Genomic DNA, 23,469 nt, shown 5'->3' on the forward strand with positions numbered 1-23,469 from the left:
TGAGAAGGGCGCCCCGCTTGGCTGGTGCCCCCGTGAGTGGGTCGCCCTCAAGGCCGGGTAGTTCAGGATTCCTGGGCGCTGTCAAGCCGCGCGGCTGATCGCTTGCCGAGCGTTGGAGCCGCCGCCAGCCTGCGGTGATCATGAAGTTAGCGGCAGGGAAAAGGGCTCTCCCCGGCGTCAACTTCATGATCACCACAGGAGCCGGGTCACCGTCCGGGTGATCGGGAGCGGCGCGGTCACCTGGCAGCGCACAACAGGGGCGCCCTCAAGGCCGCAACATCAGGGGGCCGGTGCGGACGTCAATGCCGCGACGACGAGGCGGGGGTAGATCTAGACGAGTTATGGCTGACATCGAGCCCTATCTCGTCTAGATCTACTGCCAGCTTCGACTTGGCTAGGGGTGGGCCGGGCCTGCACCCGGATGTATCCGATATGACCGGCCATTGGATCTCGGTCCACCCACCGGGCCGGTGATGTGATCGACGGCAGGGCCGACCTACGCCGCGACTGTGGCGAACAGTTGCCCCTGGGCGGGCAATTTCTCGACACAGTCGCCAACGTCGAGGGCGATGCCGCGTCACATCAGCGCTTCACATGGACCTGATTCCCTTAACCACCCGGCCTTGAGGGCGCCCCACTCACGCCCGATTCCCCAGGAGGGGCCCCTACTCACGGGTCACCACGCCCCGCAGGCCGCGAGTGCCACCCTCGCGTTCGTCGATCAAGGGATTTCCCGCCGATCAAGGGCAAACGGCTGTGGAAAAGAGATCCAACCACGACCGTATGCCCTTGATCGGCGGGGGAGTCCTTGATCGACGGGGCGCCGCCGCCCACTGCGGGGCGCGGGGGCGGCGGTTGGGGTGAGGGGCTAGGTGGAGAGGCGGAGCCAGACGGCGGCGTACGGGCCGATGTGCACCTCGGCGGAGTACGGCTGGCCGTCCGCGGGCGTGTCCTCGGCGCGCACCGCGCCGAAGTTGCCCACGCCTGAGCCGCCGTAGCAGTGCGCGTCGGTGTTGACGACCTCGTCCCAGCGGCCGGCGGCCGGGAGGCCGAGCCGGTAGTTCAGCCGGGGGACGCCGGAGAAGTTGACCACGCAGGCGAGAACCTCGCCGTCGGCGTGGCGCAGGAAGGAGACCACGTTGGACGCGCGGTCGTCGTGCCGGATCCAGCCGAAACCAGCCGGATCCGTGTCGCGGGCCCAGAGTGCGGGCGACTCCCGGTACACGCGGTTCAGGTCGCGCAGCAGGTCGGGGACCCGCTCACCGCTCAGCGTCCAGTCCAGCCCGGCCTGTTCGCTCCACTCCCGGTCGTCGGCCAGCTCGCAGCCCATGAAGAGCAACTGCTTGCCCGGGAACGCCCACTGGTATGCGAGGAACCCCCGCAGCCCGGCGAGCTTCTGCCACCGGTCGCCCGGCATCCTGCCGATCAGCGAGCCCTTGCCGTGTACGACTTCGTCGTGGCTGATCGGCAGCAGGAACTGCTCGTCGAAGGCGTACACCGTGGGCCAGGTCAGCTCGTCGTGGTGGAAGGTGCGGTGCACCGGGTCGCGCCCGACGTACGCGAGAGTGTCGTGCATCCAGCCCATGTTCCACTTGAGACCGAAGCCGAGCCCGTTCCAGTCGACCGGCCGGGAAACCCCGGGCCACGCGGTCGACTCCTCGGCGATCATCACGGCGCCGGGGTGCTGGCGGTAGACGGTCTCGTTCAGCGAGCGGAGGAAGTCGATCGCCTCCAGGTGCTCGTTGCCGCCGTACGCGTTGGGCTCCCACTGGCCGTGCTCGCGCGAGTAGTCCAGGTACAGCATCGAGGCGACCGCGTCGACGCGCAGCCCGTCGATGTGGAACTCCTCCAGCCAGTAGAGCGCGTTGGCGATGAGGAAGTTGCGCACCTCGTACCGGCCGAAGTTGAAGACCAGGCTGCCCCAGTCCGGGTGCTCGCCCCGGCGCGGGTCCGGGTGCTCGTACAGCGCGGTGCCGTCGAACTTTGCGAGGGCCCACTCGTCGCGCGGGAAGTGCGCCGGCACCCAGTCCAGCAGGACGCCGATGCCGGCCTGGTGCAGCCGGTCGATCAGGTACCGGAACTCGTCCGGCGACCCGAACCGGGCCGTCGGCGCGTAGTACCCGGTCACCTGGTAGCCCCAGGAGCCGCCGAACGGGTGCTCGGCGACCGGCATCAGCTCCACGTGTGTGAAGCCCAGGTCGGCCACGTACCCGACGAGCTGGTCGGCCAGCTCGCGGTACGACAGGCCGGGCCGCCAGGAGCCGAGGTGCACCTCGTACACGGACATCGGCCGCGCGTGGTGGTCGGAACGGCGGCCGGCGAGCCACGCCGAGTCGCCCCACTCGTACGCCGACTCGTCGATCACCGACGCGGTCAGCGGCGGCGTCTCGGTGGCCCGGGCGAGCGGGTCGGCGTGGTCGACCCAGCGGCCGTCCGCGCCGTGGATGCGGTACTTGTAGCGGTGCCCCGGCGCGGCGCCCCGCACGTAGCCGGCCCACACCCCGCTGGGGCCTTGGGCCTTAAGCGGCGTGCCGTCCCAGTCGTTGAAGTCGCCGACCACCTGTACTTCGCGGGCGTTCGGCGCCCAGACGGCGAAGCGGGAGCCGCCGGCCACGGTGTGCGCGCCGAGCACCTCCCAGAGCCGTTCGTGCCGGCCCTGCGTGATGAGGTGCAGGTCGAATTCGCTGATCCGGTCGTTCACGAGGGTGTCCAGCATCAGGCGACCGCCAGGAGGTTGCCCTCGCGGATGGTGATCGGCATGCGGCCGCTGGCCATGCGGGCCTCGGCCTGCGCCGCGTTGAACGCCGGCGCCTGCGCGATCGCCGCGGAGTAGACGGCCGCGGTGCGTGCCGCGATGGCCTGCCAGCCGTACCGCTCGTGCACCATCGCGCGGGCCCGGCCGGCCAGCGTGCGAGCCATCTCGCCGTCGGCCAGCAGCGCGCCGACCGCGTCGGCGAGGGCGTCCGGGTCCTTGGCCGGGAACGTCATGCCGTTGAAGCCGGGCGTCACGAACTCGGCGAGCCCGCCGGTGGCGGCCACCGCGAGCGGGGCGCCGGCCGCGGCGCCCTCCAGGGCGACCATGCCGAACGGCTCGTAGATGCTCGGCACCGCGAAGCAGTCCGAGGCGGCGATCACGGCGGGCAGGTCGGTGCCGCCGAGGAAGCCGGGGAACGTCACGGTCTGGGACAGGCCCAGCCGGTGGATGTCGGCCTCGAGCTCCGGCTTGTACGGGCCGTCGCCGGCGATCACGAGGCGCACGCCGGGGTGCATGGCGCGCAGCTTCGGCAGGCTGGCGATCAGGTCCTGCACGCCCTTCTCGTACACCAGGCGGCCGGCGAACGTCAGCAGCGGGCCGTCGCCGGCGAACCGCTTGCGGGCCGAGTCGACCGCGGCCGCGGGGACCTGCCAGCGGTCGATCTCCACGCCGTTGGCGACCACGTCGAGCCGCTCGACGGGCACGTCGAAGAGGCGGTTGACCTCCCACCGCATGTACTCGGAGCAGGCGATGACGCGGGCGGACTCCTGGCTCAGCCACCACTCGACGGAGTGGATCGTGCGGTTCATCTCCTCGGGCAGCCAGCCCTGGTGCCGGCCCGCCTCGGTGGCGTGGATCGTGGTGACCAGGGGCAGGTCCAGCTGTTCCTTCAGGGTGACCGCGGCGTGCGCGACGAGCCAGTCGTGCGCGTGGATCACGTCGTACTCGCCGGACTGGGCGGCGCGCAGGGCGGCCCGGGTCAGCGAGTGGTTGAAGGCCATCGTCCAGGCCAGCAGCGACGGGGTCGCGAGCGGGAAGACCGGCGGGTCCTCGGGAGCGCGGACGATGCGCACGCCCTCGGCGTACTCCTCGAGGGCGGCACCGGGCGCGTGCCGGGTGACGACGGTGACCTCGTGCCCGGCGGCGGCGAGGGTGGTGGCGAGGTGGTGCACGTGCCGGCCCAGGCCACCCACGAGAACGGGCGGGTACTCCCAGGAGAGCATCAGGATGCGACGGCGCCCGTCAGGCGCGGGGCCGGTCGCGGTCGGTAGACCGGTGTGCGGGAAGGTCGAGGCGGTCGGGGTGGGACGGAAGGCGCCGTCGGTGGGGTCGACCCGCAGGGTCACAAGGACTCCATTTCTTGGGAGCAGGTACAGAGGGGAGTAGGTACAGCGAAACGCTGGCCGGCGCCTGCGGCGGCTCTGCGTGATCTTGGAGTGAAGGCCCGAGTGGGCCTTCACTAAGGTAAAGGAACTCGTGTTACGAGCGCATTCCAAATCGGGCACATGGTGAGCGAAGACACGGTAGGAACGAACCGTGGGGGAATTCGCGGTCTGGGCACCGGAGCGGTTACGGGTACGCCTGAGCCTGGCCAGCGAGGTGCGCGACCTCGCCCAGTACCCCGACGGCTGGTGGCGCGCCGACGTTCCGGAGGCCGGGCCGGGCACCGAGTACGCGTACCTGATCGACGAGTCCAGCGAGCCGCTGCCCGATCCGCGCTCGCCGTGGCAGCCGCACGGCGTACACGGGCCCAGCCGGACGTACGACCACGCCGCGTTCGAGTGGACGGACGCCCGCTGGCCCGGCCGCGCCCTGCCCGGCAGCGTCCTGTACGAGCTGCACATCGGGACGTTCACCCGGGAGGGCACGTTCGACGCGGCGATCGGGCGCCTGGACCACCTGGTCGAGTTGGGCGTCGACCTGGTCGAGCTGCTGCCGGTGAACGCGTTCAACGGCATGCACAACTGGGGCTACGACGGGGTCTGCTGGTACGCGCCGAAGGAGGCGTACGGCGGGCCGGACGGGCTCAAGCGGTTCGTCGACGCGTGCCACGCCCGCGGGCTGGGGGTCATCCTCGACGTGGTCTACAACCACTTCGGCCCGTCCGGGGCGTACGCGCCGCGGTTCGCGCCCTACCTGTCCGCGGAGGCCAACACCTGGGGCCGGTCGCTCAACCTGGACGGGCCGCTCTCCGACGGGGTACGCCGGTACGTGCTGGACAGCGCGCTGATGTGGCTGCGCGACTACCACGTCGACGGGCTGCGCCTGGACGCCGTGCACGCGCTGGTCGACCACCGCGCCGTACACGTGCTGGAGGAGTTGGCCGCGGAGGTGGACGCGCTCGCGGCGGCCGTGGGGCGCCCGCTGACGCTGATCGCCGAGTCCGACCTCAACGACCCGCGGTTGATCACCCCGCGGGAGGCCGGCGGGTACGGCCTGCACGCGCAGTGGAACGACGACGCGCACCACGCCCTGCACGCGTTGCTGACCGGCGAGCGGCAGGGCTACTACGCCGACTTCGGCTCGGTCGAGTGCCTGGCCGCGGTGCTGACCGGGGCGTTCTTCCACGCCGGGACGTGGTCGAGCTTCCGGCGGCGTACGCACGGGCGGCCGGTGGACCGGGAGCGGACGGCGGGGCACCGGTTCGTGGCGTACCTGCAGAACCACGACCAGATCGGAAACCGGGCCAGGGGCGACCGGATCAGCGAACTGCTGCGCCCCGGGTTGCTGCGGGTCGGCGCGACGCTGCTGTTCACCTCGCCGTTCACGCCGATGCTTTTCATGGGGGAGGAGTGGGGCGCGCGTACCCCGTGGCAGTTTTTCACCAGCCACCCGGAGCCGGAGCTGGCGGCGGCGGTTGCCGGCGGGCGGCGCCGGGAGTTCGCGGCGCACGGCTGGCCGCCGGACGACGTGCCCGACCCGCAGGACCGCGCGACCTTCACCCGGTCCCGGCTGGACTGGGCCGAGCTGGACAAGCCCGCCCACCGCGAGCTGTACGACTTCCACCGGCGCCTGATCGCGCTGCGTAAGAGCCGGCCGGACCTGTCCGACCCGCGCCTGGATCGGGTCCAGGTGTGGTCGGGTGACCGGTTTGTCGTGATCCGGCGCGGGGACACCGTGGTCGCCGCCAACCTCGGGCCGGCGGCCGCGCGGCTGCCGCTGCCGGCCGAGCCGGAGTCGGTACTGTTGGCCACGGAGCCGGGTGTGACGGTGGGTCAGGAGTTCGCCGAAATGCCGCCCGAGTCGGCCGCCGTGGTGTCAATCTGTAAAACCGGGCCGGTATTCTCCCGCTGAGCCACACCCACTGCCAACGCAGCCAGATTGTGATCAAGGATGATTATCGAGCAAGGGACCCGGAGCCGCATCGCCGGCTACCCGACCGCGCCCGGCGGCCACGCCGCGCCGGCCCACGCCCAGCAGGAGACGCTGGACGTCACGATCGTGCTGCCCTGCTACAACGAGCAGGAGCACGTGGTGGCCGAGATCGAGCGGATCACGAAGGCGATGGACGCCAGCGGGTTCAGCTACGAGCTGATGGTCATCGACGACAAGTCGACCGACAACACCCTGGCCGTGCTGCGCGATGCGGAGCCGCGGTTCCCGCACATGCGGCTGGTGCCGTTCGGGCGCAACGGCGGGTCGGGCACCGCGCGGCGGATCGGCTCGCAGGAGGCGTACGGGTCGGTCGTGGTGTGGACCGACGCCGACATGACGTACCCGAACGAGCGGATCCCGGAGTTCGTGCAGTACCTGGTCGACAACCCGCACGTGGACCAGGTGGTGGGCGCGCGCACGACCGAGCAGGGCACGCACAAGGCGCTGCGGGTGCCGGCCAAGTGGACCATCCGCAAGGTCGCCGAGATCCTCGCCGGCACCAAGATCCCCGACCTCAACTCGGGGCTGCGCGCGTTCCGGCGCCAGGTCTCGCTGCCGTACCTGCGGCTGCTGCCGCCCGGGTTCTCCTGCGTCACCACGATCACGCTGGCGTTCCTGTCCAACCAGCACCAGGTCGACTACATCCCGATCGACTACGCGAAGCGGTCCGGCACCTCGAAGTTCCACTTCGTGCGGGACGCGTACCGCTACATCCTGCAGGTGCTGCGGATGGTGGTGTACTTCAACCCCATCAAGGTGCTGATGCCGCTCGCCCTGTTCATGATCTTCGCGGGCGGGATCAAGGCGATCGTCGACATCGTCCAGTACTACTTCCGGGTCACCACCAACGCGATGTTGCTGATCGTCGCCGGCCTCATCATCGCCGCCGTGGCCCTGCTCGCCGACTTGATCGTCCGGTCCCGACCCGACTGACGGGGTGTGGCATTTCCGTCGATCAAGGTCATATGGTCGTGAGTTGATCTCCGTTCGCGACCATTTGCCCTTGATCGGCGTCAGAGTCCATGATCGGGTGCCGCAGATGAGGGATATGCCGGTGCAGGGACCTGTGGTCGCGCTCTGGGCTCTTGTGGCCATGAGCGCCGTGGCGTTCGGTACGGCGTTCTGGCGCCGCTGGGCGCCCCCGCTGTGGGTCGCGCTGGCCGTCGGTCTCGGCGTGCGGGCGGTCACCGTGGCCCTGTCGTACGATCTGACGCCGCGGGATGTTGCGATCTACTTCCAGAACGCCGGACGGCTCGTCCTCGACGGCGCGGACCCACTGACCGGCCTGCCCAGGTTCCAGTGGAACTTTCTGCCCCTTATGCCGTACATCTTCGGTGCCGAGATCTCTACCGGGCTGCCCTGGCAGGTCGCCGGCAAGATCGCCCCGGTACTGGCCGACCTCGCCATGATTGTTCTCCTCATGCGTCTCGGCGGCGCCGAACGTGGGTCACTAGCGGCGTTCCTGTACGCGGTCTGCCCGCTCGCCATCCTGGTGACGGCCGTGCATGGCCAGGTCGAGCCGGTGTCCCTGGCGCTCGGCGTGGGCGCCCTACTGGCGGCGCGTCGAGGTGGTCCGGGCTGGGCCGGGCTCCTCGCCGGGCTGGCGGTCGCCTCGAAGACCTGGCCGGTGATCCTAATCCCGGGCATCCTGCGTGAGGTGCCGGTACGGCGGTGGTGGGCGGTCACGGCGGGCGCGGTGGTGGCACCACTCCTGCTACTGGCGTCGATCCCGCTGTTCCTGCACGACTCGGTGCGGGAGGCGGTGCACGTACTTACGTCGTACCGGTCGCTGGTGGGCCGGTGGGGCTGGGCGGGTGTGCTCAATTACCTCGACGTCGCCGGATTCGGCTACGCCGGGCCGAAGATCGACACCATTCAGCGGGTTGGCACGCTCGTGACCGCCGTTGCCGTGCTGTCGGTCCTGGTGCTCTTCCGCAAGGCCGACGCCATCGCGCTGACCGCGGCGCTCCTCCTTGCGTTCCTGGCCGTCACCGCCGGGTTCGGCGTCCAGTACCTGCTCTGGCCGTTGCCGTTCGTGTTGCTGCTGCAGAAGCGCCTGGGCCTGGTCTGGGCGCTGCTCGCCAGTGGATGGGCGGCCTTCTTCTACCTGGTGACCGTGCCGTACCCCAAGCTCAACTACTTCACCGAGGACACCCTGCGGTGGTCGTCGCTGCTCGTCATCGCGGCCGGCGTGGCGGCGATCCCGTGGCGCGACCGGAGCAAAGAGGCGACGCAGCCCGTCATAGCCGCCCCGAAGCCGGACCAACTCCCGCGAAAGCCCGTACCCGCAGGCGGGTGAGCGGTCCTCTAATGACGCCCGGGAGGCCCGTCAGATGGGTCGGAGGCGCCCGAGTTCTGTGCCCCGGGCGTCCATGAGCACGAGCACCTCCCGGTCCAAGCCGGCCTGTCGGGTCCTGGCGAGCCACTCCCCGACCAGGATGTTGGCGCAACCGATCTCAGTGGTGGGCCCGGCGGTCGCCAGCATGACGCCGGAGGGCCCGGTGGTCCACCGCCCGGCCACGTCATTGCAGCCGTCGGATCCGTGCCAGCGGCCGTCGCGATGCAGTTCAACGAAGGGCCCTTTCGGACCATCTCGTCCGCTATCGGCCGGCACCCACCGGCGGTCCAGAACGTCGCGCGAGGCCGGGACTAGACCCGGAGGCAACGGCGCCGCCGGCGCGAGCTCACGCCGTGCGGCGTCGGTTACGACCGGTGGTTCCGCCCAAGCCGGCGCTACGTTGGCGGGTATCGGGGTCGGGTGGCCGCCGGGCACCAAGCGGGCGACCTGGACACCGCTGGCGTCGAGCAGCACACGATCCACGCCGTCGATCCGGAAGGCGGTCGCCCGCCGCAGCCACCCTGGTGTCGCGTCAGCGCCGTGTGGCGCCGGACATCCTCCGTCACCATCCAGCTGGGCGACGAACAGACCAACGTGGTCGGCCCGCCAGGATCCCGGCTGGACGCCGCAGGAGCGCCATAATGTCAGGAAGTAGCCCTCCGCGGCAATACGCAGAATTGCATCAGGCTGCTCACCGGGAGCGGTGAGGCGCCAGGATCCGATCAATGCAACCGGGTCGAATCCGGCAGCCTGGGCGGCCGCCGACGCATCCGTTGGCTGCCCGCTGGATCCGTCTGGCGCGGCGGCGCCGCAACCTGCGATGAACCACAGAACGACGGCCAGGGCGACGGCTCTCTTGTACATGTAGGTTCCGACGGTGATGGACGTCCAACGGTTGCCTCGATCCACGTGCTCATTCTGGATGATGACGTGAGTGCCGGACCTATGGTTTATTACACCTTGTCGTATTTATGTTGTCCGGCAGTGCGGCGGGCGAACGACCCAAAGCCATGTATCACCACATTCTACGGAATGATCGCCGGGCTACCACACGATGACTCAAGGTTCAACCGTTTCGCGAGGCGCATTCGGATATGTAGATTCAACGCGACGGGCTAAGGCGGGGGCCATAGGTGTTCGTGTATCCCTCGTGTACCCGACGGTAGCGAGGAGGGGTCGCCATGTCCGTGCCACCAGGAGTGGTCCGTGGCCGTTCAAGGATTATCCGCACGCGAAGAATTGTCGCCGGAGTCGTGTTTGCGTTGCTGGTCAGTGCCGTGCCATTTCAGAGCGCGGCGGCGGCACCAGCCGCAATCTCGGAAATTGAACTCCTGACGAGAGCCTATCTGAAGACTTTTCCGCAACTGACCCGGGCACAAGCCGAAGAGGCGGCCGCCGGCCAAGGAAAGCGGATTTTGCTGCGCGAGCGATTGAGCGCCGAGCGCCCTGCGGGCTTCGGTGGCTCGTCTTACGAGCCGTTGACCAATACAGAGCGGGTGGCCGTCACGGACGCCGAAACAGACCGCCGGGTTGTTGAACTGGGCTCGCAGTTTGGTGTCAAGGTGATGACTCGACGCGTCAAATTCAGCTATCGGGCCTTGGAAGGCGTGGCCAACTCGTTGAACAAGAAGGGGGTTCGGGGCCTTGGTCACGGATTCCGCTACGCGGGCGTGGATGTGTCTTCCAATCGCGTGGTCGTGGCTGTGGAGCCGGGCGCGATGGCGCAGACGAAAGCGGCGACGGCCTCCCTGCCCCAGGTGCGACTGGTCCCGCCTGCCGCCAGTGATGCGGTGCCGGAGGTTTGCACCGACAGATACCATTGCGGCAATCCGGCTCGCAGCGGGATCAACATCTGGCATCATAGCGACAGGGCATGGTGTTCGCTCGGCTTCACCGCACGGACCTCGACCCCTCCTGTAAGCCGGTGGATTATTACGGCCGGACATTGCGCCGAAGGGGAGGGCGGCGGTCGTGGTGTGCAGTGGGGACATGGTGGGCAGCCGTTCGGGCCGCTGCAGTCGTTTTTTAATGTAGGAAATGTCGACGTGGCCCGCATTAGGGTCGACAGCTCATATTGGGTCACAGGTGGATACATGTACACCGAGACCAATCCCAATACGACTGTGGACGTTGACCTCGCGATTCAGTACCGCGCGTCTATTGCCGTAGGCGACGGCGTGTGTCTGAACGCCCGGCGCGGCGCGGTCTGTGGCGTCGTCACAAATACGGTCGACTCCAGAGGTATGGTCCGTGTGGATGCGGACGGCTGCCCCGGCGATAGCGGCGGCGGCTGGTACTGGCCTGGCGGCAGCGGCCGATGGGCCTTTGGAATCCACCATGGTGGTACGACCAGTTGTCCGGCGGACGGCGCGCCTGCCGGAGGAACCTCGTTGTTCAGCACGTTGCCCGACATAAATGCGTACTGGGATGGCGAAGATGCTATAGGTGCGGGGCTGCGGGTCGAGACGCGATAGGCGAAACAATATCGCCGGACGTGCCCTGGATCCGGGGCACGTCCGGCGTTCGTAAGTGCCTATGCCGCCCCGGCGCGGTACTTACCACGGATGGCCACGCGGGTACGCGCGATGATCCAGAGCGCCTCGACGCCGTCCCAGGCGGTGATCTTCTTACCCTGCTCGCGCCCGCGGGCGCGGTAGGAGATGGAGATCTCGTACGGCCGGTGCCCCAACCGGAGCAGCTTGCCGGTCGCCTCGGCCTCCATGCCGAACCCGGCGGACCGGATGTCGAGCCGGCGGTACAGCGCCAGCGGCATCAGCTTGAAGCAGGTCTCCAGGTCGCTGATGTAGCAGTTGAAGACCACGTTCGCGAACGTGGTCACGAGCCGGTTGCCCATCACGTACCAGAACGAGAACGACGAGTGACTGCCGAACGTCCGGGTGCCGTAGACGACCTCCGCCTCGCCTGCGATCACCGGTGCCAGCAGCCCCGGAATCTCCTCGGGGAGTACTCCAGGTCGGCATCGCAAATGATCATGTAGTCGCCGGTGGCCGCCTCCGCCGCGGTGCGGATCGCGGCGCCCTTCCCACGGTTCTTCTCGTGGGTGATCACCCGCGCCCGAGGGTCGTCGATGGCGGCGAGGGACTCGTGCGTGCCGTCCTTGCTGCCGTCGTTGACGATGACCAGCTCGAAGTCGACCGGATACGCCACGTCCAGAACGCGCTTGACGGCGACCGCGATCGTCGCCGCCTCGTTGTAGACGGGCATCAGGATCGATAGCTTCATGGGACCTCTCATAGTGGCTTTCGGCGCCGCGCCGCGCAGACGATATCAGGTTGACGTGTGTCCGGTACGCTCTGCGGGTGCGTTGGCTGGCGTTCGGGACCTACGACGTCGAGCGGCACCCACGGGTAGCCGTGCTCATCGAGGGGTTGCGGGCAAGCGGTGACGAGGTCGTCGAGGTCAACGCCCCGCTGCACCTGTCGACCGCGGCCCGGGTGGCCATGCTGCGCCAGCCCTGGCGCCTGCCGGTGCTGGCCGGAAAGCTCGCCGCGTGCTGGGCCCGCCTGGTCGTAGGGGCACGCCGGGAGCTGCGCCGCCAGCGGCCCGACGCGGTGCTCGTCGGCTACCTCGGCCACTTCGACGTACGGCTGGCCCGGCTGCTCTTCCGGTCCACGCCGATCGCCCTCGACCACCTGGTCTCCGCCGCCGGCACCGCCCAGGACCGCGGGCTGGCCGGCAAGGGCGGCCTCAAGCACCGGCTCATGCGCTGGATCGACCGCGCCGCGCTGCGGCGCGCCGACGTGGTCGTGGTCGACACCGCCGAGCAGGCCGCGACGCTGCCCGCCGAGGCGGCCGACCGCGCCGTCGTCGTACCGGTGGGCGCCTCATCGGAGTGGTTCGCTCGTGGCGGTGGCCTGCCAAGCCCCTCGGCCGGCCAGCTCAGCGTGGTCTTCGTGGGGCTGTTCACGCCGCTGCACGGCACGGCGACGATCGGGGCCGCGCTGGCCGAGCTGGCCGGCGACGACCGCGTCGCGGTCACGATGGTCGGCACCGGCCAGGACTACGCGCGCTGCCGCGAGCTGGCCGCCGCCAACCCCCGGGTCACCTGGCTCGACTGGGTGCCCGGCGCCGAGCTGCCCGACCTGGTGGCGGCACACGACGTGAGCCTCGGCATCTTCGGCACCACCGACAAGGCGCTGCGGGTCGTCCCCACCAAGGTCTACCAGGGCCTCGCCGCCGGATCCGTCGTCGTCACCTCCGACACCGCCCCGCAGCGCGCCGCGCTCGGCGACGCCGCCGTGCTGGTCCCGCCGGGCGACCCCGGGGCGCTGGCCGCCGCGCTGCGCGAGCTCGCCGGCGACGCCACCCAACTCGCCACCCTCAAGAGCAGCGGGTACGCCCTAGCCAGCGACCGCTACCGTCCCGTCGAGACCGTCCGGGCGTTGCGCGAGCGCGTCCACCCTGAGTCGAAGGTAGACAGATGACCCAGCCCGCACCCCCGCTCGCCCCGCGCGCCGCCCTGCGCTGGGCGGTCGTCCGCAACGCCGTACGGCGGGTCGCCCCGTCGACCATCCTTGAGCTGGGGTGCGGCCGGGGCGGCTTCGGCGCGCGGCTGGCCCGGATGGCGACGTACACGGCCGTGGAGCCGGACGAGACCTCCTGGCAGGCCGCGCACGACCAGATCACCCCGGCCGGCGGCACGGTCATCCACGGCGACCACCACAAGGCGCCCGACCCGGGTACGTACGACCTGGTGTGCGCGTTCGAGGTGCTGGAGCACCTGGCCGACGACGCGGGCGCGCTGGCGGAGTGGCTGCCCCTGGTACGCCCCGGCGGGCACCTGCTGCTGTCCGTGCCTTCCGACCCGGAGCGCTTCGGCCCGTGGGACGAGCACGTGGGCCACTACCGGCGGTACAGCTCCGACCAGCTCGGCGAGCGGCTGGCCGCGGCCGGGGCGGTCGACGTCACGCTGCGGCACTACGCCTGGCCGCTGGGCTACGCCCTGGACAGCGTGAGAGACCGCCTGGCCACCCGCCGCAAGTCCGACGTGGCCCAGTCCACGGTGGAGGAACGCACGGCCGGCAGCGGTCGCGTCCTGCAACCCGCCGCCCGTCTCAGCGGCCTGGCCATCCGCGCCGGCGTAGCCCCCTTCGTAGCCCTCCAGTCCCTCTCCCCGAGGAAGGGCCCCGGCCTAGTAGCCCTAGCCCGCCGCCCCACCTAGCCGCCCAGCCCGTCGATCTTGAAGTTGTCAGGCCGAGTTGTCCGGAATGGCGCCTGACAACTCCAAGATCGACGGCTCTGCTCGGCGGCGGCGCCTTAGTTGCAGCGTCGCTAGGAGGAGGTCCACGGCGGTGATGATCATGCGGGCGACCAGGGCAACGACGAACGCCTCGGGCGCGGACAGTACCGAGGAGAGCGCCGCCGCCAGCGCCAGGTCGCGGACGCCCGCGCCGGCGGGCAGCCCCACCGCGAGCAGCCCGACGCAGTGGGCCAGCGCGTAGCCGCCGATCGCCGCCGGCAGCGCCTCGCCGGGCGACCCGCCGAGCCCGAGCACCAGCACCCACGCGCTCAGCCCGAACATCAGCCACACCAGCATCTGCAGCCCCGCGGTGCGCAGCAGCCCGCGCCACGACGGCGGGTGGTCCAGCGGCGCCCGGCGGAGCAGCCGCAGCGCGAGGTTGACCCCCCAGGTCAGCAGCTTCGGGTGCAGCCCGATCAGGAACAGCGGCGCGAGCAGCGCCACCCACCAGTACTCCTCGGCGGCGGCCGGCGCGGCGAACGGCAGCGTCACCAGCGCCACGGACAGGCCGACGGCCTCGGCGATGACGATCGTCAGCACGCCGACGGTGAGCGTGGTGCGCCGCGGCACGTGCAGGTCGCGGGCCAGCTCGGCCTGGCTGAGCATGGACCAGATCGAGCCGGGGATGTACTTGCCGAGCTGGCTCAGGTAGAAGATCCGCGCCGCGTCACCGACCCGCAGCTTGGCGCCGAAGTCGGCCATCAGCGAGCGCCAGGTGAACAGGGCGGCCACCATCGCCAGCAGCGACAGCGGGAACGCCCCGGCGACCGCCCACGGCGACAGCTCGCGCAGCGCCGCCTCGAGCTCGGCCCAGTTGCGGACGATGGCGGCCACGGCGGCCGCCAGCACGATCACCAGGACCGCGACGCGCAGCCGCGACCGCCAGGACGATGTCTTGTTCATGATGCGGCCGAGCCTAATTGCCGCAGGTTGCGGCGCCGATCCCGGAGCACCCCGAGGGCGAACACCGCCACGATCAGCAGCCCGGTGCCCAGGGTGAGCCAGCCGCCGGCGTTCCCGTGCGGGCTGGCGTACGCGAACCGCACGGTGTGCTGCCCGTCCGGCACGGCGACCGCCACGAACGCGTGGTCGGCGCGCAGCAGCGTCGCCGGCGCCCCGTCGATCGTGGCCGTCCAGCCGTCCTGGATCGGGTCGGCCAGCACCAGGTAGCCGGTGCCGCGCGCGGTCACCGTGACCTCGGTGTCGTCGGTGCCGTCCCGGGTGACCTCCAGTTGGGCCGTGCCGCCGCCCGCCGTGGCCGGCTGCTCCAGCACCACCTGGTCGGCGGTCAGCGTGCCGGAGCGCAGGAGCCGGAGCCGGTCGGCGCCGTCCGGGTCGACCACCGGGTTCGCCGCCCACCGGATGCGGGGTACCGCCCGGGTGCGCTCGTACACCGCGGCGCTGCCCACGTACGCGAGCTTCAGCCCGTCGTCCGCCGAGCCGACCGCGCCGACCGTGGCCTGCCCGTCCACCGCCTGGACGGGCAGCGGCTCGGCGGCGCGTACGGTGATCGTCGCGGTGAGCGCGGTGCCCGGCGGTACGTCCTCGGCCGCCACCGGGATGAACAGGGGCGCGCCGCCGGTGACCTTGCCGAGCCGGCGGCTGGTCCGGGCCACCTCGCGGCCGGTGGCGTCGGTGACCACCGCCTCGATCCGGTCGGTGGGCGTCCAGTCCGCGCTCTCCGTCGGGGTGAGCTGCAGCGCCCGGACCGGGCCGGTGCCGGGCACCGGGCGGGTCACCGCCGTGCCGGGGGCCAGCGCGGCCACGCCGTTCGCCGTCGGGGCCGCGCGCGCCTCGCCGGGCACCGGGCCGTCGAGGGCGGCCACGCCGTACTTCACCGCCATCCGGTCCAGGGTGGGGCTGGCGATGGAGGTCAGCCCGCCGGCCACCGACACGTTGGTGGACGTCCAGCCGGAGGCGTTGCCCATCGAGCGGATCAGCTCGCCGTACCGCTGCTCGGTGAACGCGTGCCCGGTCGCCGACCGCAGCTCGTGCACGCTGTCGACGCTGCGGCTCAGCGCCCGGTACAGGCTGGCGAAGCGGTCGTGTCCCAGATGTGCTTCCAGGTACCGGTGCGTATCCGTCACGGGGTAGAAGGTGCTCTTGTCCGACCGCGGCCAGTACGGCACCACGAATGTCAGGGCCTGCCCGGCGACCAGCAGGGGCAGCAGGCCGGCCGCGACCAGCCGGAGCGCGGGCCGCCCACCGCCGTCCCGGCCGCTCTGCCACCACAGCACCGCCGCGCAGGCCAGCGCCAGCACCACCAGCGCCACGCCCACCGCCAGCTCGCCGGTGAGGTGGTCCAGCCGCGCCGACCCGCCGCCGTCCAGTCGCCGGTCGGCCCGGAAGGCGGACTGCCGGGCCAGGCGCAGCGCGAGCAGCCCGCCCAGCGCGACGCCGCCCCACACCAGGGCGGCCCAGACCAGCGCCCCGCGACGCGGCCGGTCGGTGGCGGTACGCCGGCGCAGCAGCAGCTCCAGCCCCACCGCGGCGAGCACCGCCACCAGGAACCCGAGGATGCACCGGGCCCGCCCGACGAAGTTGTCCGAGAACAGGAACGGCATCTTCTGCGCCACCGTCAGCGGGATCCGGCCGCCGTAGATGAGCACCAGCCAGGCGATGGCGCCCCCGACCAGGACCGCCCAGGCGCCGCGCGGCAGCAGCGCCCGCCCCCGCCGGGCCATCGCCGCGCCGGCCACCGCCAGCACCAGGGCGGCCGCGCCGACGTACGACATCGACTCGACCAGGTTTTCCTTGAGGTACCAGTACACGTCGCCGTAGGGGTTGGTGGAGCCCAGCGCCCACGGCGCGACGGAGGTGACCAGGCTGGCGATGGACAGGTGGTCGTCCGGCGTCTGCCCGCGCCCCACGACGTACGCCGAGCGCATGAACACGACCCACGGGACGAGCTGCACCGCGGCGAGTAGCACCGCGCCGGCCAGGCCCCCGCCCGCGAGGGCGAGCGTGCCGACGGCCCGGCGGCGCTCCCGGCCGTGCTCGCACCAGACCCGCACCAGGAAGTACACGCCCGCCGTGGCCAGCGTGTACCCCGTGACGGCGGGGAACCCGCCGAACAGCATCGCCGCCACCGCGAGCGCCAGCACGGCGGCGTCCCGGGCCCGGTGTCGCTGCACGATCAGCTCGGCGGCCCAGAACACGGCCGGGATGAACGCGGCCACCCGGGTCTGCGGCCAGTTCGTCCACACCACCATGAACGCGCTGCTGGCGAACACCAGCCCGCCCAGCAGTGCGGGCGCCGGCCGCAGGCGCAGCCGGCGCAGGAACAGGTACGTGCCGCCGACCGCGACCAGGATCTCCAGCAGCTTCATGACGCCCGGGGCGAACCACCCGGGCAGCACGTAGAACGGCACGGTCAGCGGCGACGCCAGCGCGTAGTTCGGCGTGGAGCCCAGCGGCACCCCGCCGGCCGTGTACGGGTTCCACGCGGCGATCTCGCCGGCGCGCAGGCGATCCGCGAACAGGATCGTGTTCGGCATCGCCGAATCCCACGTGTCGTCGAGGTAGTTGTTCGTCGGCCGTTCGGCGGCGAACTCCGGCACCTCGCTGTACGGCGACATGGTGACCATCTCGTCCGTCGCCCCGAAGACCGACTGGCCGAGCAGCGGCGAGCCGATCCCGAGCAGCGCGAAACAGGCGATGGCCGCCAGCACGATGCCGGACAGCAGCCTCGGTTGCGGCGCGAGCCGGTCTGGCTCCGGCGGGGCGCTGGGCGTCGTATCGCTAGGTGTCGGCACTGCGCGCGACAAGACCATCAAGCTTCCTCGGGGGCCGGCCGGTGGTACGCGAACACGGGCCCGCACAGCCTACGGCTTGCTCACACGGCGTCGATCCGCGCCATCTCCTCATCGGTGAGCGTAAAGCCGGAGACGTCGAAGTTCTGCCGGATCCGCTCCGGCGTCGCCGACTTCGGGATCACCACGATCTCGTGCTGCAGGTGCCAGCGCAGGATCACCTGGGGCGCCGTCACACCGTGCGCCTGGGCGATCTGTCCGAACACCGGCTCGCGCAGGTTGCTGCGCCGGAACGGGCTGTAACCCTCCACCACCACGCCGCGCTCCCGGTGCTCGGCCAGCAGCTTGGGGTCGTGCAGCGCCGGGCTGTACGGGATCTGGTTCACCACCGGGGCCTCGCCCGTCGCGTCGATCAGCTCGTCGATCTGGGCGATGCTGTAGTTGCTCACGCCGATCGCGCGGGTCAGGCCGTCCGCCTTGGCCGCCACGAACTCCCGCCACGTCTCCGGCCGGGCCGCGCCGTTCGGCGGCCAGTGCACCAGCCACAGGTCCAGCCGGTCGATGCCCAGCGCGCGCAGGCTCGCGGTGATCGTCTCCCGCTCCCGGCCCACGCGCTCCGCCGGCAGCTTCGTGGTGACGAAGACCTCTTCCCGGGGTACGCCGCTGCCGCTCAGCGCCCGGCCCACCTGCGCCTCGTTCCGGTACATCGTGGCGGTGTCCAGGTGCCGGTAACCGGTCGCCAGCGCCACCCGCACCGGCTCGTACGCCTGCTCGCCGGGCAGCTGCCAGGTGCCGAAGCCGAGCAGCGGCATGTCCAGGTCCGGGGCGACCTTCACGCTGGGTTGTGTCATGCCACCAACCTACCCAGCCGGGCTGGCAGACTTGGGCGGTGCTGGTCGTACACGGGTTCTGGTCGCACGCGGGGCGGCTCGCCCTGTGGGCGGAAGACTCGGCCGCCCCGGTCCGGTCCTCCCGGCGTGCCGCCCGCCCACACCCGTTCGCCGCGCCGGCCGAGGCGGTCGCCGCCGCGCTCGGCGACCACGCGGCCAAGGGAGCGCACGGCTGGGCCGCGCTCGACCTGCCCACCGCCGGCAGCCGCCCGCTCGACTCGCCCGAGCTGGTCCGGACCGACCTGCCCGCCAAGGTCACCGGCGCGATCACGCTCGGCGCGTGGCGCGTACCCGTGCTGGAACTGGACCCCGACGCGGCCCTGCCGCTGCTCCTGGCCAGTTCCGCCGGCCAGGGCGGCTCCTGGGCCAGCCAGCAGGGCGCCTCGCTGCGGCACCTGGCCGAGGTGGCCGCGTTCGCGGCCGACCTGGTGCGGCGCGGCCGGGTCCTGCCCACGATCGAGGGCGACCTTGCGGTGTGGCGTCCGCTGCTGACCGGCGCGGACGCCGCGTGGGCCCGCGCGCTCGCCGCCGCGCTGCCGCCCGCCGGCCGGGCCGCCGGGGGCACGCCCACCGAGCTCACCGCCGCCGCGCTCGACGCGCTGGTCGACGCCGCGGCCCGCGCGGCCCTCGACGGGGTACGCCTGGCCGGCGGCCGGGGCACCCCCAGCGGCGCCTGGCTGGCCGCGCTCACCGGCCGCGAGCGGCGCATTCCCACGGACGTGTCCGCGCTCGCGGGCGAGCTCGGCGGGTGGCAGCGCGACGCGGCAGGCGGGGCGGTGCGCGCCTGCTTCCGGCTGGTCGAGCCGGCCTCCGACGAGGAGGTACAGGACTGGCGGGTCGACTTCGCGCTGCAGGCCGCCGACGAGCCCAGCCTCGTCGTGGACGCCGAGAAGGTGTGGCGCTCGCGCGGCGCGCTGGTGGCCCTGGCCCGGCATCTCGACGCGCCGCAGGAGACCCTGCTGACCGAGCTGGGCCGGGCCAGCCGGCTGTGGCCCGAACTGGACGACGCGCTGCGCACCGCCAAGCCGGCCGCGCTCGGGCTGGACGTCTCCGGCGCCCACCGCTTCCTGCGCGAGGGCGCGCCGCAGCTGCACGCGGCCGGGTTCGGCGTGCTGCTGCCCACCTGGTGGGGCAAGGCCGGCTCCCGGCTCGGCGCCCGCCTGCACGCCAAGAGCCGCACCGCGCCCGGCACCGTCGCCAGCCGCTCCGCCGTCGGCATGGAGTCCCTTGTGGACTACCGCTGGGATCTGGCGCTCGGCGACGAGCCGCTGACCGAGCACGAGCTGCGCACGCTCGCCAAGCTCAAGACGCCGCTGGTCCGGCTGCGCGGGCAGTGGGTCGAGCTGGATTCCAAGCACCTGGCCGCCGGCCTCAAGCTGCTGAAGTCCGGTGGCGAGATGAGCGTGGGGGAGCTGCTCCACCTCGGACTGTCCATGGAGGACGACCCGGACGCGCTGCCCATCCAGGCGGTGACGGCGGACGGGGCGCTCGGCGACCTACTGACCGGTCAGGCAGAGCGGCACCTGGCCCCGGTGGAGCCGCCGGCCGGCTTCGTGGGCACGTTGCGCCCGTACCAGAAGCGCGGGTTGGCCTGGCTTTCGTTCCTAGAGTCGCTTGGCCTGGGCGGGATTCTCGCGGATTCGATGGGCTTGGGAAAAACGATTCAATTGCTGGCTCTCATGGCGGGCGACGCGCCGGAGGTGGGGCCGACGTTGCTGGTGTGTCCGATGTCGCTGGTGGGGAACTGGGAGCGCGAGGCGGCCAAGTTCGCGCCGGGACTGCGGATCCACGTACACCATGGGGCGGAGCGGCCGCGCGGGGCGAAGTTCGCCGCGGCCGTGCGCGCGGCGGACGTGGTCGTCACCACCTACGCGATCGCGGCGCGGGACGCCGAGGCGCTCGGCGAGATCGCCTGGCACCGGGTCGTCGTGGACGAGGCCCAGGCCATCAAGAACGCGGCCACCCGCCAGGCCGCCGCGGTCCGGGCACTGCCCGCCCGGCACCGGGTCGCGGTCACGGGTACACCGGTGGAGAACCGCCTCGCCGACCTGTGGTCCATCATGGACTTCGCGAACCCGGGGCTGCTGGGCGCGGCGGCGACCTTCAAGCGCAAGTACGCCGAGCCGGTGGAGCGGCACGGCGACGAGGAGGCGGCGGCGCGGCTGCGGCGGATCACCGGACCGTTCGTGCTGCGCCGGCTCAAGACCGACAAGTCGATCATCTCGGACCTGCCGGAGAAGCTGGAGATGGACGTCCTGTGCAACCTGACCGGCGAGCAGGCGTCGCTGTACCAGGCCGTGGTCGACGACATGCTGCTGAAGATCGAGCAGAGCGACGGGATCGAGCGGCGCGGGCTGGTGCTGGCCACCATGACCAAGCTCAAGCAGGTGTGCAACCACCCGGCGCAGTTCCTGCACGACGACACCCGGCTGGCCGGGCGCTCCGGCAAGCTGGCCCGGCTGGAGGAGATCCTCGACGAGGCGCTCGGGGCGGGGAGAAGGCGCTGCTGTTCACCCAGTACGCCGAGTTCGGCGGGATGCTGCGGGCGCACCTGTCCGCCCGGTTCGGTCGCGAGGTGCTCTACCTCCACGGTGGAGTGTCCAAGAAGGACCGTGACGCGATGGTGGCGCGCTTCCAGAGCGACGGTGGGCCGGCGCTGTTCGTGCTGTCCCTGAAGGCCGGCGGCACCGGGCTCACGCTGACCGCCGCCAACCACGTGGTGCACGTCGACCGATGGTGGAACCCCGCGGTGGAGGACCAGGCGACCGACCGGGCGTACCGGATCGGGCAGCGGCGGGCGGTGCAGGTGCGCAAGTTCGTGTGCGCGGGCACCGTCGAGGAGAAGATCGCCGACATGATCCGGGACAAGCGGGGCCTGGCCGCGCGGATCGTGGGCACCGGCGAGGACTGGCTCACCTCACTGTCCACATCGGATCTTCGGGACCTGTTGCGGCTCGACGCCCGGGCGGTGGTGGAGTGAATTTCCGGCAGTACCAGCCGACCCGCCGGGTGGAGGGCGGGCTGAAGGCGCGCAGCACCCGCGGGGCGATCGGGGAGTCATGGTGGTCGCGGCGGTTCCTCGCCGTGCTGGAGTCCCTCGCCATCGGCAGCCGGCTCACCCGCGGCCGGTCGTACGCCCGCAAGGGGCAGGTGCTCTCCCTCGCCGTGGCGCCCGGTGAGGTCACCGCGTCGGTGCAGGGCTCGGCCGTCACGCCGTACGCGGTGCGGATCGGGTTGGCCCCGTTCCCGCCGGCGGTGTGGGATCGGATCGAAGCGGCCCTCGCCGGGCAGGCCATCTACAGCGCCCGGCTGCTGGCCGGCGACGTACCGCCCGAACTGGAGGAGCTCCTCGCCGCGCAGGGCACGCCGCTCTTCCCGCAGGCCGTGGCGGACCTTTCCATGCGCTGCTCCTGCCCGGACCAGGCGGTGCCGTGCAAGCACCTGGCGGCGACGTTCTACCTGCTGGCCGAGGAGTTCGACGCCGACCCGTTCCAGATCCTGCACTGGCGCGGCCGGTCGCGTCCCGCGCTGCTGGCCCGGCTGCGGGCGCTGCGCGGCAGCGACGAGCCCGCCGTGAGCCGGCCGGCCCGCACCCTCGCCAGCACGGCCACCGTGCTCGCCGACGTGCCGGACGCGCCGCTGTCCGAGGCGCTGGACCGCTTCTGGCTCCCGCCCCAGCCGCTGCCGGCCCGCCCGCAGACCCTGGACACCGAGCCCGACCTGTTGCTGCGCCAGCTGCCCACGCCGGGGCCGGCGCTGGGCGGGCCGGGCCTCGTGGAGCGCCTACGCCCCGCGTACGAAGCCTTCGGCGCCACGGCACCGCCATAGCGTGCCCGCCCGCTATCGTGGCAGTACTGCCGCCGACCGGGAGAGCCGCGATGACCGCAGCACACAACTACAGCGACCTCCACGAGTTGATCGACCAGCTGGAGCCGGACCAGGCTGACGAGCTCCGGCGCCACGCGTTGCGGCTGGTCAACACGCCACCGCCCAGTCGTTTCCGGGTGCTGCGGACGTTCGACGGACCGGCCACCGACCTGGGCGCCCGGGCCAAGGACATCTAGGGAGTTTTGGGGGCCGGGGTGACCTGCGAAGCCCGTCAGGCTTGATGTCTTCGCAGGTCACCCCGGCCCCCAAAACCGACCTGGTCAAGCAAAGACCGACAGTCAAGCTTTAGAACTTGGGAGTTGCCGCCGACCTTTACCACCCCGGGGTGGTAAAGGTCGGCGGCAACTCCCAAGTTGGTGAGTGTTTCGACTGGAGTCACCTGGTCAGGTTTGGGGGCCGGGGTGACTCGCGAAGACATCAAGCCTGACGGGCTTCGCGAGGCACCCCGGCCCCCAAACCGCTTTAGATCTACTTGTCAGGCGGCGACTGACTCCAGGTGGGCGGTGACGCCGTCGGGGAGGGTGGCGTCGCCGCGTACGGCCACGGCGGTGGCGAACGCGCTCGCCGTGACGCAGGTGGCCGCTTCCACGGTCACCTCCCGCCAGCGCCGCTGCACCGGGCGGCCGGTCGACGGGTCCAGGACCGCCCCCGGGATCTGCCCAGCGCGGGCCCCAAGGTGCTGGCCACGTCACCGTCGATCTCCACGCGGGCGGCGGTGCCGTACCGTTCGAGGACCAGCGCCGCGCAGCGCTCGGCGGTACGCGCCGGCGCGGTCGCGCCCAGGTCCAGCAGGATCGTCGGCGGCACGGTCAGCCACTGCCCGTCCAGCCGTACCTCGCGCCAGCCGGGCGCCGGCTTCTCCAGCACGCCGGCGCCCGAGCCGCACGCGGGCAGCCAGGGCCGGTGGCTGGCGTACCGCAGCCGCAGCAGCGCGGCGCCCACCGTGGGGTCCACGTCGCCGTCCGTACGGCGGGCCGCGTCCAGGGCCGCCGCGATGAGGTCGGCGAGGAGCGCGCTGACGCGTACCGGCCGGCCGGCGGCGAGCTGTGCGCGGGGCAGTTCCCGCGCCAGCGCCGTCCGTGCGGCGGCCACCTCCCGGTCCACCGCTCGCCGGGCCGCCCGCAGGTGCGCCGGGTCGGCGAGCTCCACCCGTACCAAATGCATGGCCGAAGCGTCCGCGACCAGACTGTGTGGCGGATCAGACACGCCTG

16 protein-coding genes and 2 pseudogenes are annotated in these 23,469 nt (G+C 71.6%); 9 read left to right on the forward strand and 9 right to left on the reverse strand.

Translation table 11 applies throughout. The features are described 5' to 3' along the window. Nucleotides 1–868: 868 nt before the first annotated feature. Entirely contained in the window at nt 869–2,716 is a 1,848-nt protein-coding gene (gene glgB / locus Prum_RS39265; protein ID WP_173081933.1) for a 1,4-alpha-glucan branching protein GlgB, read from the reverse strand. After that, a complete protein-coding gene (locus tag Prum_RS39270; protein WP_173084676.1) occupies nt 2,716–3,978 on the reverse strand; it encodes a glycosyltransferase family 4 protein in 1,263 nt (420 codons plus the stop codon). The genes glgB and Prum_RS39270 overlap by 1 nt, the downstream gene beginning before the upstream one ends. Nucleotides 3,979–4,291: 313 nt before the next feature. On the opposite strand from Prum_RS39270, the gene treZ reads away from it, so the two are divergent. The 3 genes from treZ (at nt 4,292) to Prum_RS39285 (ending at nt 8,429) form a co-directional block, all read left to right on the forward strand. Beyond that, entirely contained in the window at nt 4,292–6,049 is a 1,758-nt protein-coding gene (treZ, locus tag Prum_RS39275; protein WP_173081935.1) for a malto-oligosyltrehalose trehalohydrolase, read from the forward strand. Nucleotides 6,050–6,088: 39 nt separating this feature from the next. Next, nucleotides 6,089–7,063 carry a glycosyltransferase family 2 protein gene (locus tag Prum_RS39280; RefSeq protein WP_173081937.1) on the forward strand — a complete coding sequence of 325 codons (975 nt, stop codon included), beginning with the start codon at nt 6,089–6,091 and terminating at the stop codon, nt 7,061–7,063. A 121-nt stretch (nt 7,064–7,184) separates the two neighbouring features. Further along, the gene (locus Prum_RS39285) at nt 7,185–8,429 is read left to right on the forward strand and encodes a glycosyltransferase 87 family protein (RefSeq protein WP_173081939.1); all 1,245 of its coding nucleotides are present in this window, start codon (nt 7,185–7,187) and stop codon (nt 8,427–8,429) included. A gap of 30 nt (nt 8,430–8,459) precedes the next feature. On the opposite strand, the gene Prum_RS39290 is transcribed toward Prum_RS39285, so the two are convergent. Further along, nucleotides 8,460–9,377 carry an META domain-containing protein gene (locus tag Prum_RS39290; protein WP_173081941.1) on the reverse strand — a complete coding sequence of 306 codons (918 nt, stop codon included), beginning with the start codon at nt 9,375–9,377 and terminating at the stop codon, nt 8,460–8,462. Between the two features lie 344 nt (nt 9,378–9,721). On the opposite strand from Prum_RS39290, the gene Prum_RS39295 reads away from it, so the two are divergent. Next, nucleotides 9,722–10,942, forward strand: a complete 1,221-nt coding sequence (locus Prum_RS39295) for a S1 family peptidase (protein ID WP_173081943.1) — start codon at nt 9,722–9,724, stop codon at nt 10,940–10,942. Nucleotides 10,943–11,001: 59 nt separating this feature from the next. On the opposite strand, the pseudogene Prum_RS39300 reads toward Prum_RS39295, so the two are convergent. Continuing rightward, nucleotides 11,002–11,711: pseudogene (locus Prum_RS39300) on the reverse strand (glycosyltransferase family 2 protein). A 77-nt stretch (nt 11,712–11,788) separates the two neighbouring features. On the opposite strand from Prum_RS39300, the gene Prum_RS39305 reads away from it, so the two are divergent. Together Prum_RS39305 and Prum_RS39310 are read left to right on the forward strand one after the other, a co-directional pair. After that, the gene (locus Prum_RS39305; protein ID WP_218577579.1) at nt 11,789–12,913 is read left to right on the forward strand and encodes a glycosyltransferase; all 1,125 of its coding nucleotides are present in this window, start codon (nt 11,789–11,791) and stop codon (nt 12,911–12,913) included. After that, nucleotides 12,910–13,650 carry a class I SAM-dependent methyltransferase gene (locus Prum_RS39310; RefSeq protein WP_173081945.1) on the forward strand — a complete coding sequence of 247 codons (741 nt, stop codon included), beginning with the start codon at nt 12,910–12,912 and terminating at the stop codon, nt 13,648–13,650. Before Prum_RS39305 ends, Prum_RS39310 begins: the two co-directional genes overlap by 4 nt. Before the next feature lie 27 nt (nt 13,651–13,677). Here the strand turns inward: Prum_RS39310 and Prum_RS39315 are convergent, their stop codons facing one another. The 3 genes from Prum_RS39315 to Prum_RS39325 form a co-directional block, all read right to left on the reverse strand. After that, a complete protein-coding gene (locus Prum_RS39315) occupies nt 13,678–14,631 on the reverse strand; it encodes a lysylphosphatidylglycerol synthase transmembrane domain-containing protein (protein ID WP_173081947.1) in 954 nt (317 codons plus the stop codon). Further along, the gene (locus Prum_RS39320) at nt 14,628–17,483 is read right to left on the reverse strand and encodes a YfhO family protein (protein WP_173081949.1); all 2,856 of its coding nucleotides are present in this window, start codon (nt 17,481–17,483) and stop codon (nt 14,628–14,630) included. Before Prum_RS39320 ends, Prum_RS39315 begins: the two co-directional genes overlap by 4 nt. Nucleotides 17,484–17,563: 80 nt before the next feature. Continuing rightward, nucleotides 17,564–18,331: an aldo/keto reductase gene (locus Prum_RS39325; RefSeq protein WP_246278404.1), complete on the reverse strand. Its 768-nt coding sequence runs from the start codon at nt 18,329–18,331 to the stop codon at nt 17,564–17,566. A gap of 83 nt (nt 18,332–18,414) precedes the next feature. Here Prum_RS39325 and Prum_RS39330 point away from each other — a divergent pair. The 3 genes and pseudogenes from Prum_RS39330 (at nt 18,415) to Prum_RS39340 (ending at nt 22,434) form a co-directional block, all read left to right on the forward strand. Continuing rightward, a pseudogene (locus tag Prum_RS39330) lies at nt 18,415–21,350 on the forward strand (DEAD/DEAH box helicase). After that, nucleotides 21,347–22,198 (forward strand): SWIM zinc finger family protein, encoded by an 852-nt coding sequence (locus Prum_RS39335; protein WP_173081951.1) that lies wholly within the window; start codon nt 21,347–21,349, stop codon nt 22,196–22,198. The pseudogene Prum_RS39330 and the gene Prum_RS39335 overlap by 4 nt, the downstream one beginning before the upstream one ends. A gap of 50 nt (nt 22,199–22,248) precedes the next feature. Further along, the gene (locus Prum_RS39340) at nt 22,249–22,434 is read left to right on the forward strand and encodes a hypothetical protein (protein WP_173081953.1); all 186 of its coding nucleotides are present in this window, start codon (nt 22,249–22,251) and stop codon (nt 22,432–22,434) included. A 299-nt stretch (nt 22,435–22,733) separates the two neighbouring features. Here the strand turns inward: Prum_RS39340 and Prum_RS55945 are convergent, their stop codons facing one another. Continuing rightward, on the reverse strand, nt 22,734–22,853 hold the full coding sequence (locus tag Prum_RS55945) for a hypothetical protein (protein ID WP_503826934.1): 120 nt from the start codon (nt 22,851–22,853) through the stop codon (nt 22,734–22,736). Beyond that, nucleotides 22,850–23,422, reverse strand: a complete 573-nt coding sequence (locus Prum_RS39350; RefSeq protein ID WP_173081963.1) for an FAD:protein FMN transferase — start codon at nt 23,420–23,422, stop codon at nt 22,850–22,852. The genes Prum_RS55945 and Prum_RS39350 overlap by 4 nt, the downstream gene beginning before the upstream one ends. Between the last annotated feature and the right edge of the window lie 47 nt (nt 23,423–23,469).

Origin of the sequence: Phytohabitans rumicis (assembly GCF_011764445.1) — a bacterium.
Taxonomy (GTDB): domain Bacteria; phylum Actinomycetota; class Actinomycetes; order Mycobacteriales; family Micromonosporaceae; genus Phytohabitans; species Phytohabitans rumicis.

Coding starts and splice junctions, on each gene's coding strand:
- glgB (WP_173081933.1), bottom strand. CDS start 2,716: ATGCTGGACACCCTCGTGAACGACCGGATCAGCGAATTCGACCTGCAC.
- Prum_RS39270 (WP_173084676.1), bottom strand. CDS start 3,978: ATGCTCTCCTGGGAGTACCCGCCCGTTCTCGTGGGTGGCCTGGGCCGG.
- Prum_RS39280 (WP_173081937.1), top strand. CDS start 6,089: ATGATTATCGAGCAAGGGACCCGGAGCCGCATCGCCGGCTACCCGACC.
- Prum_RS39310 (WP_173081945.1), top strand. CDS start 12,910: ATGACCCAGCCCGCACCCCCGCTCGCCCCGCGCGCCGCCCTGCGCTGG.
- Prum_RS39315 (WP_173081947.1), bottom strand. CDS start 14,631: ATGAACAAGACATCGTCCTGGCGGTCGCGGCTGCGCGTCGCGGTCCTG.
- Prum_RS39325 (WP_246278404.1), bottom strand. CDS start 18,331: ATGACACAACCCAGCGTGAAGGTCGCCCCGGACCTGGACATGCCGCTG.
- Prum_RS39340 (WP_173081953.1), top strand. CDS start 22,249: ATGACCGCAGCACACAACTACAGCGACCTCCACGAGTTGATCGACCAG.
- Prum_RS39350 (WP_173081963.1), bottom strand. CDS start 23,422: ATGCATTTGGTACGGGTGGAGCTCGCCGACCCGGCGCACCTGCGGGCG.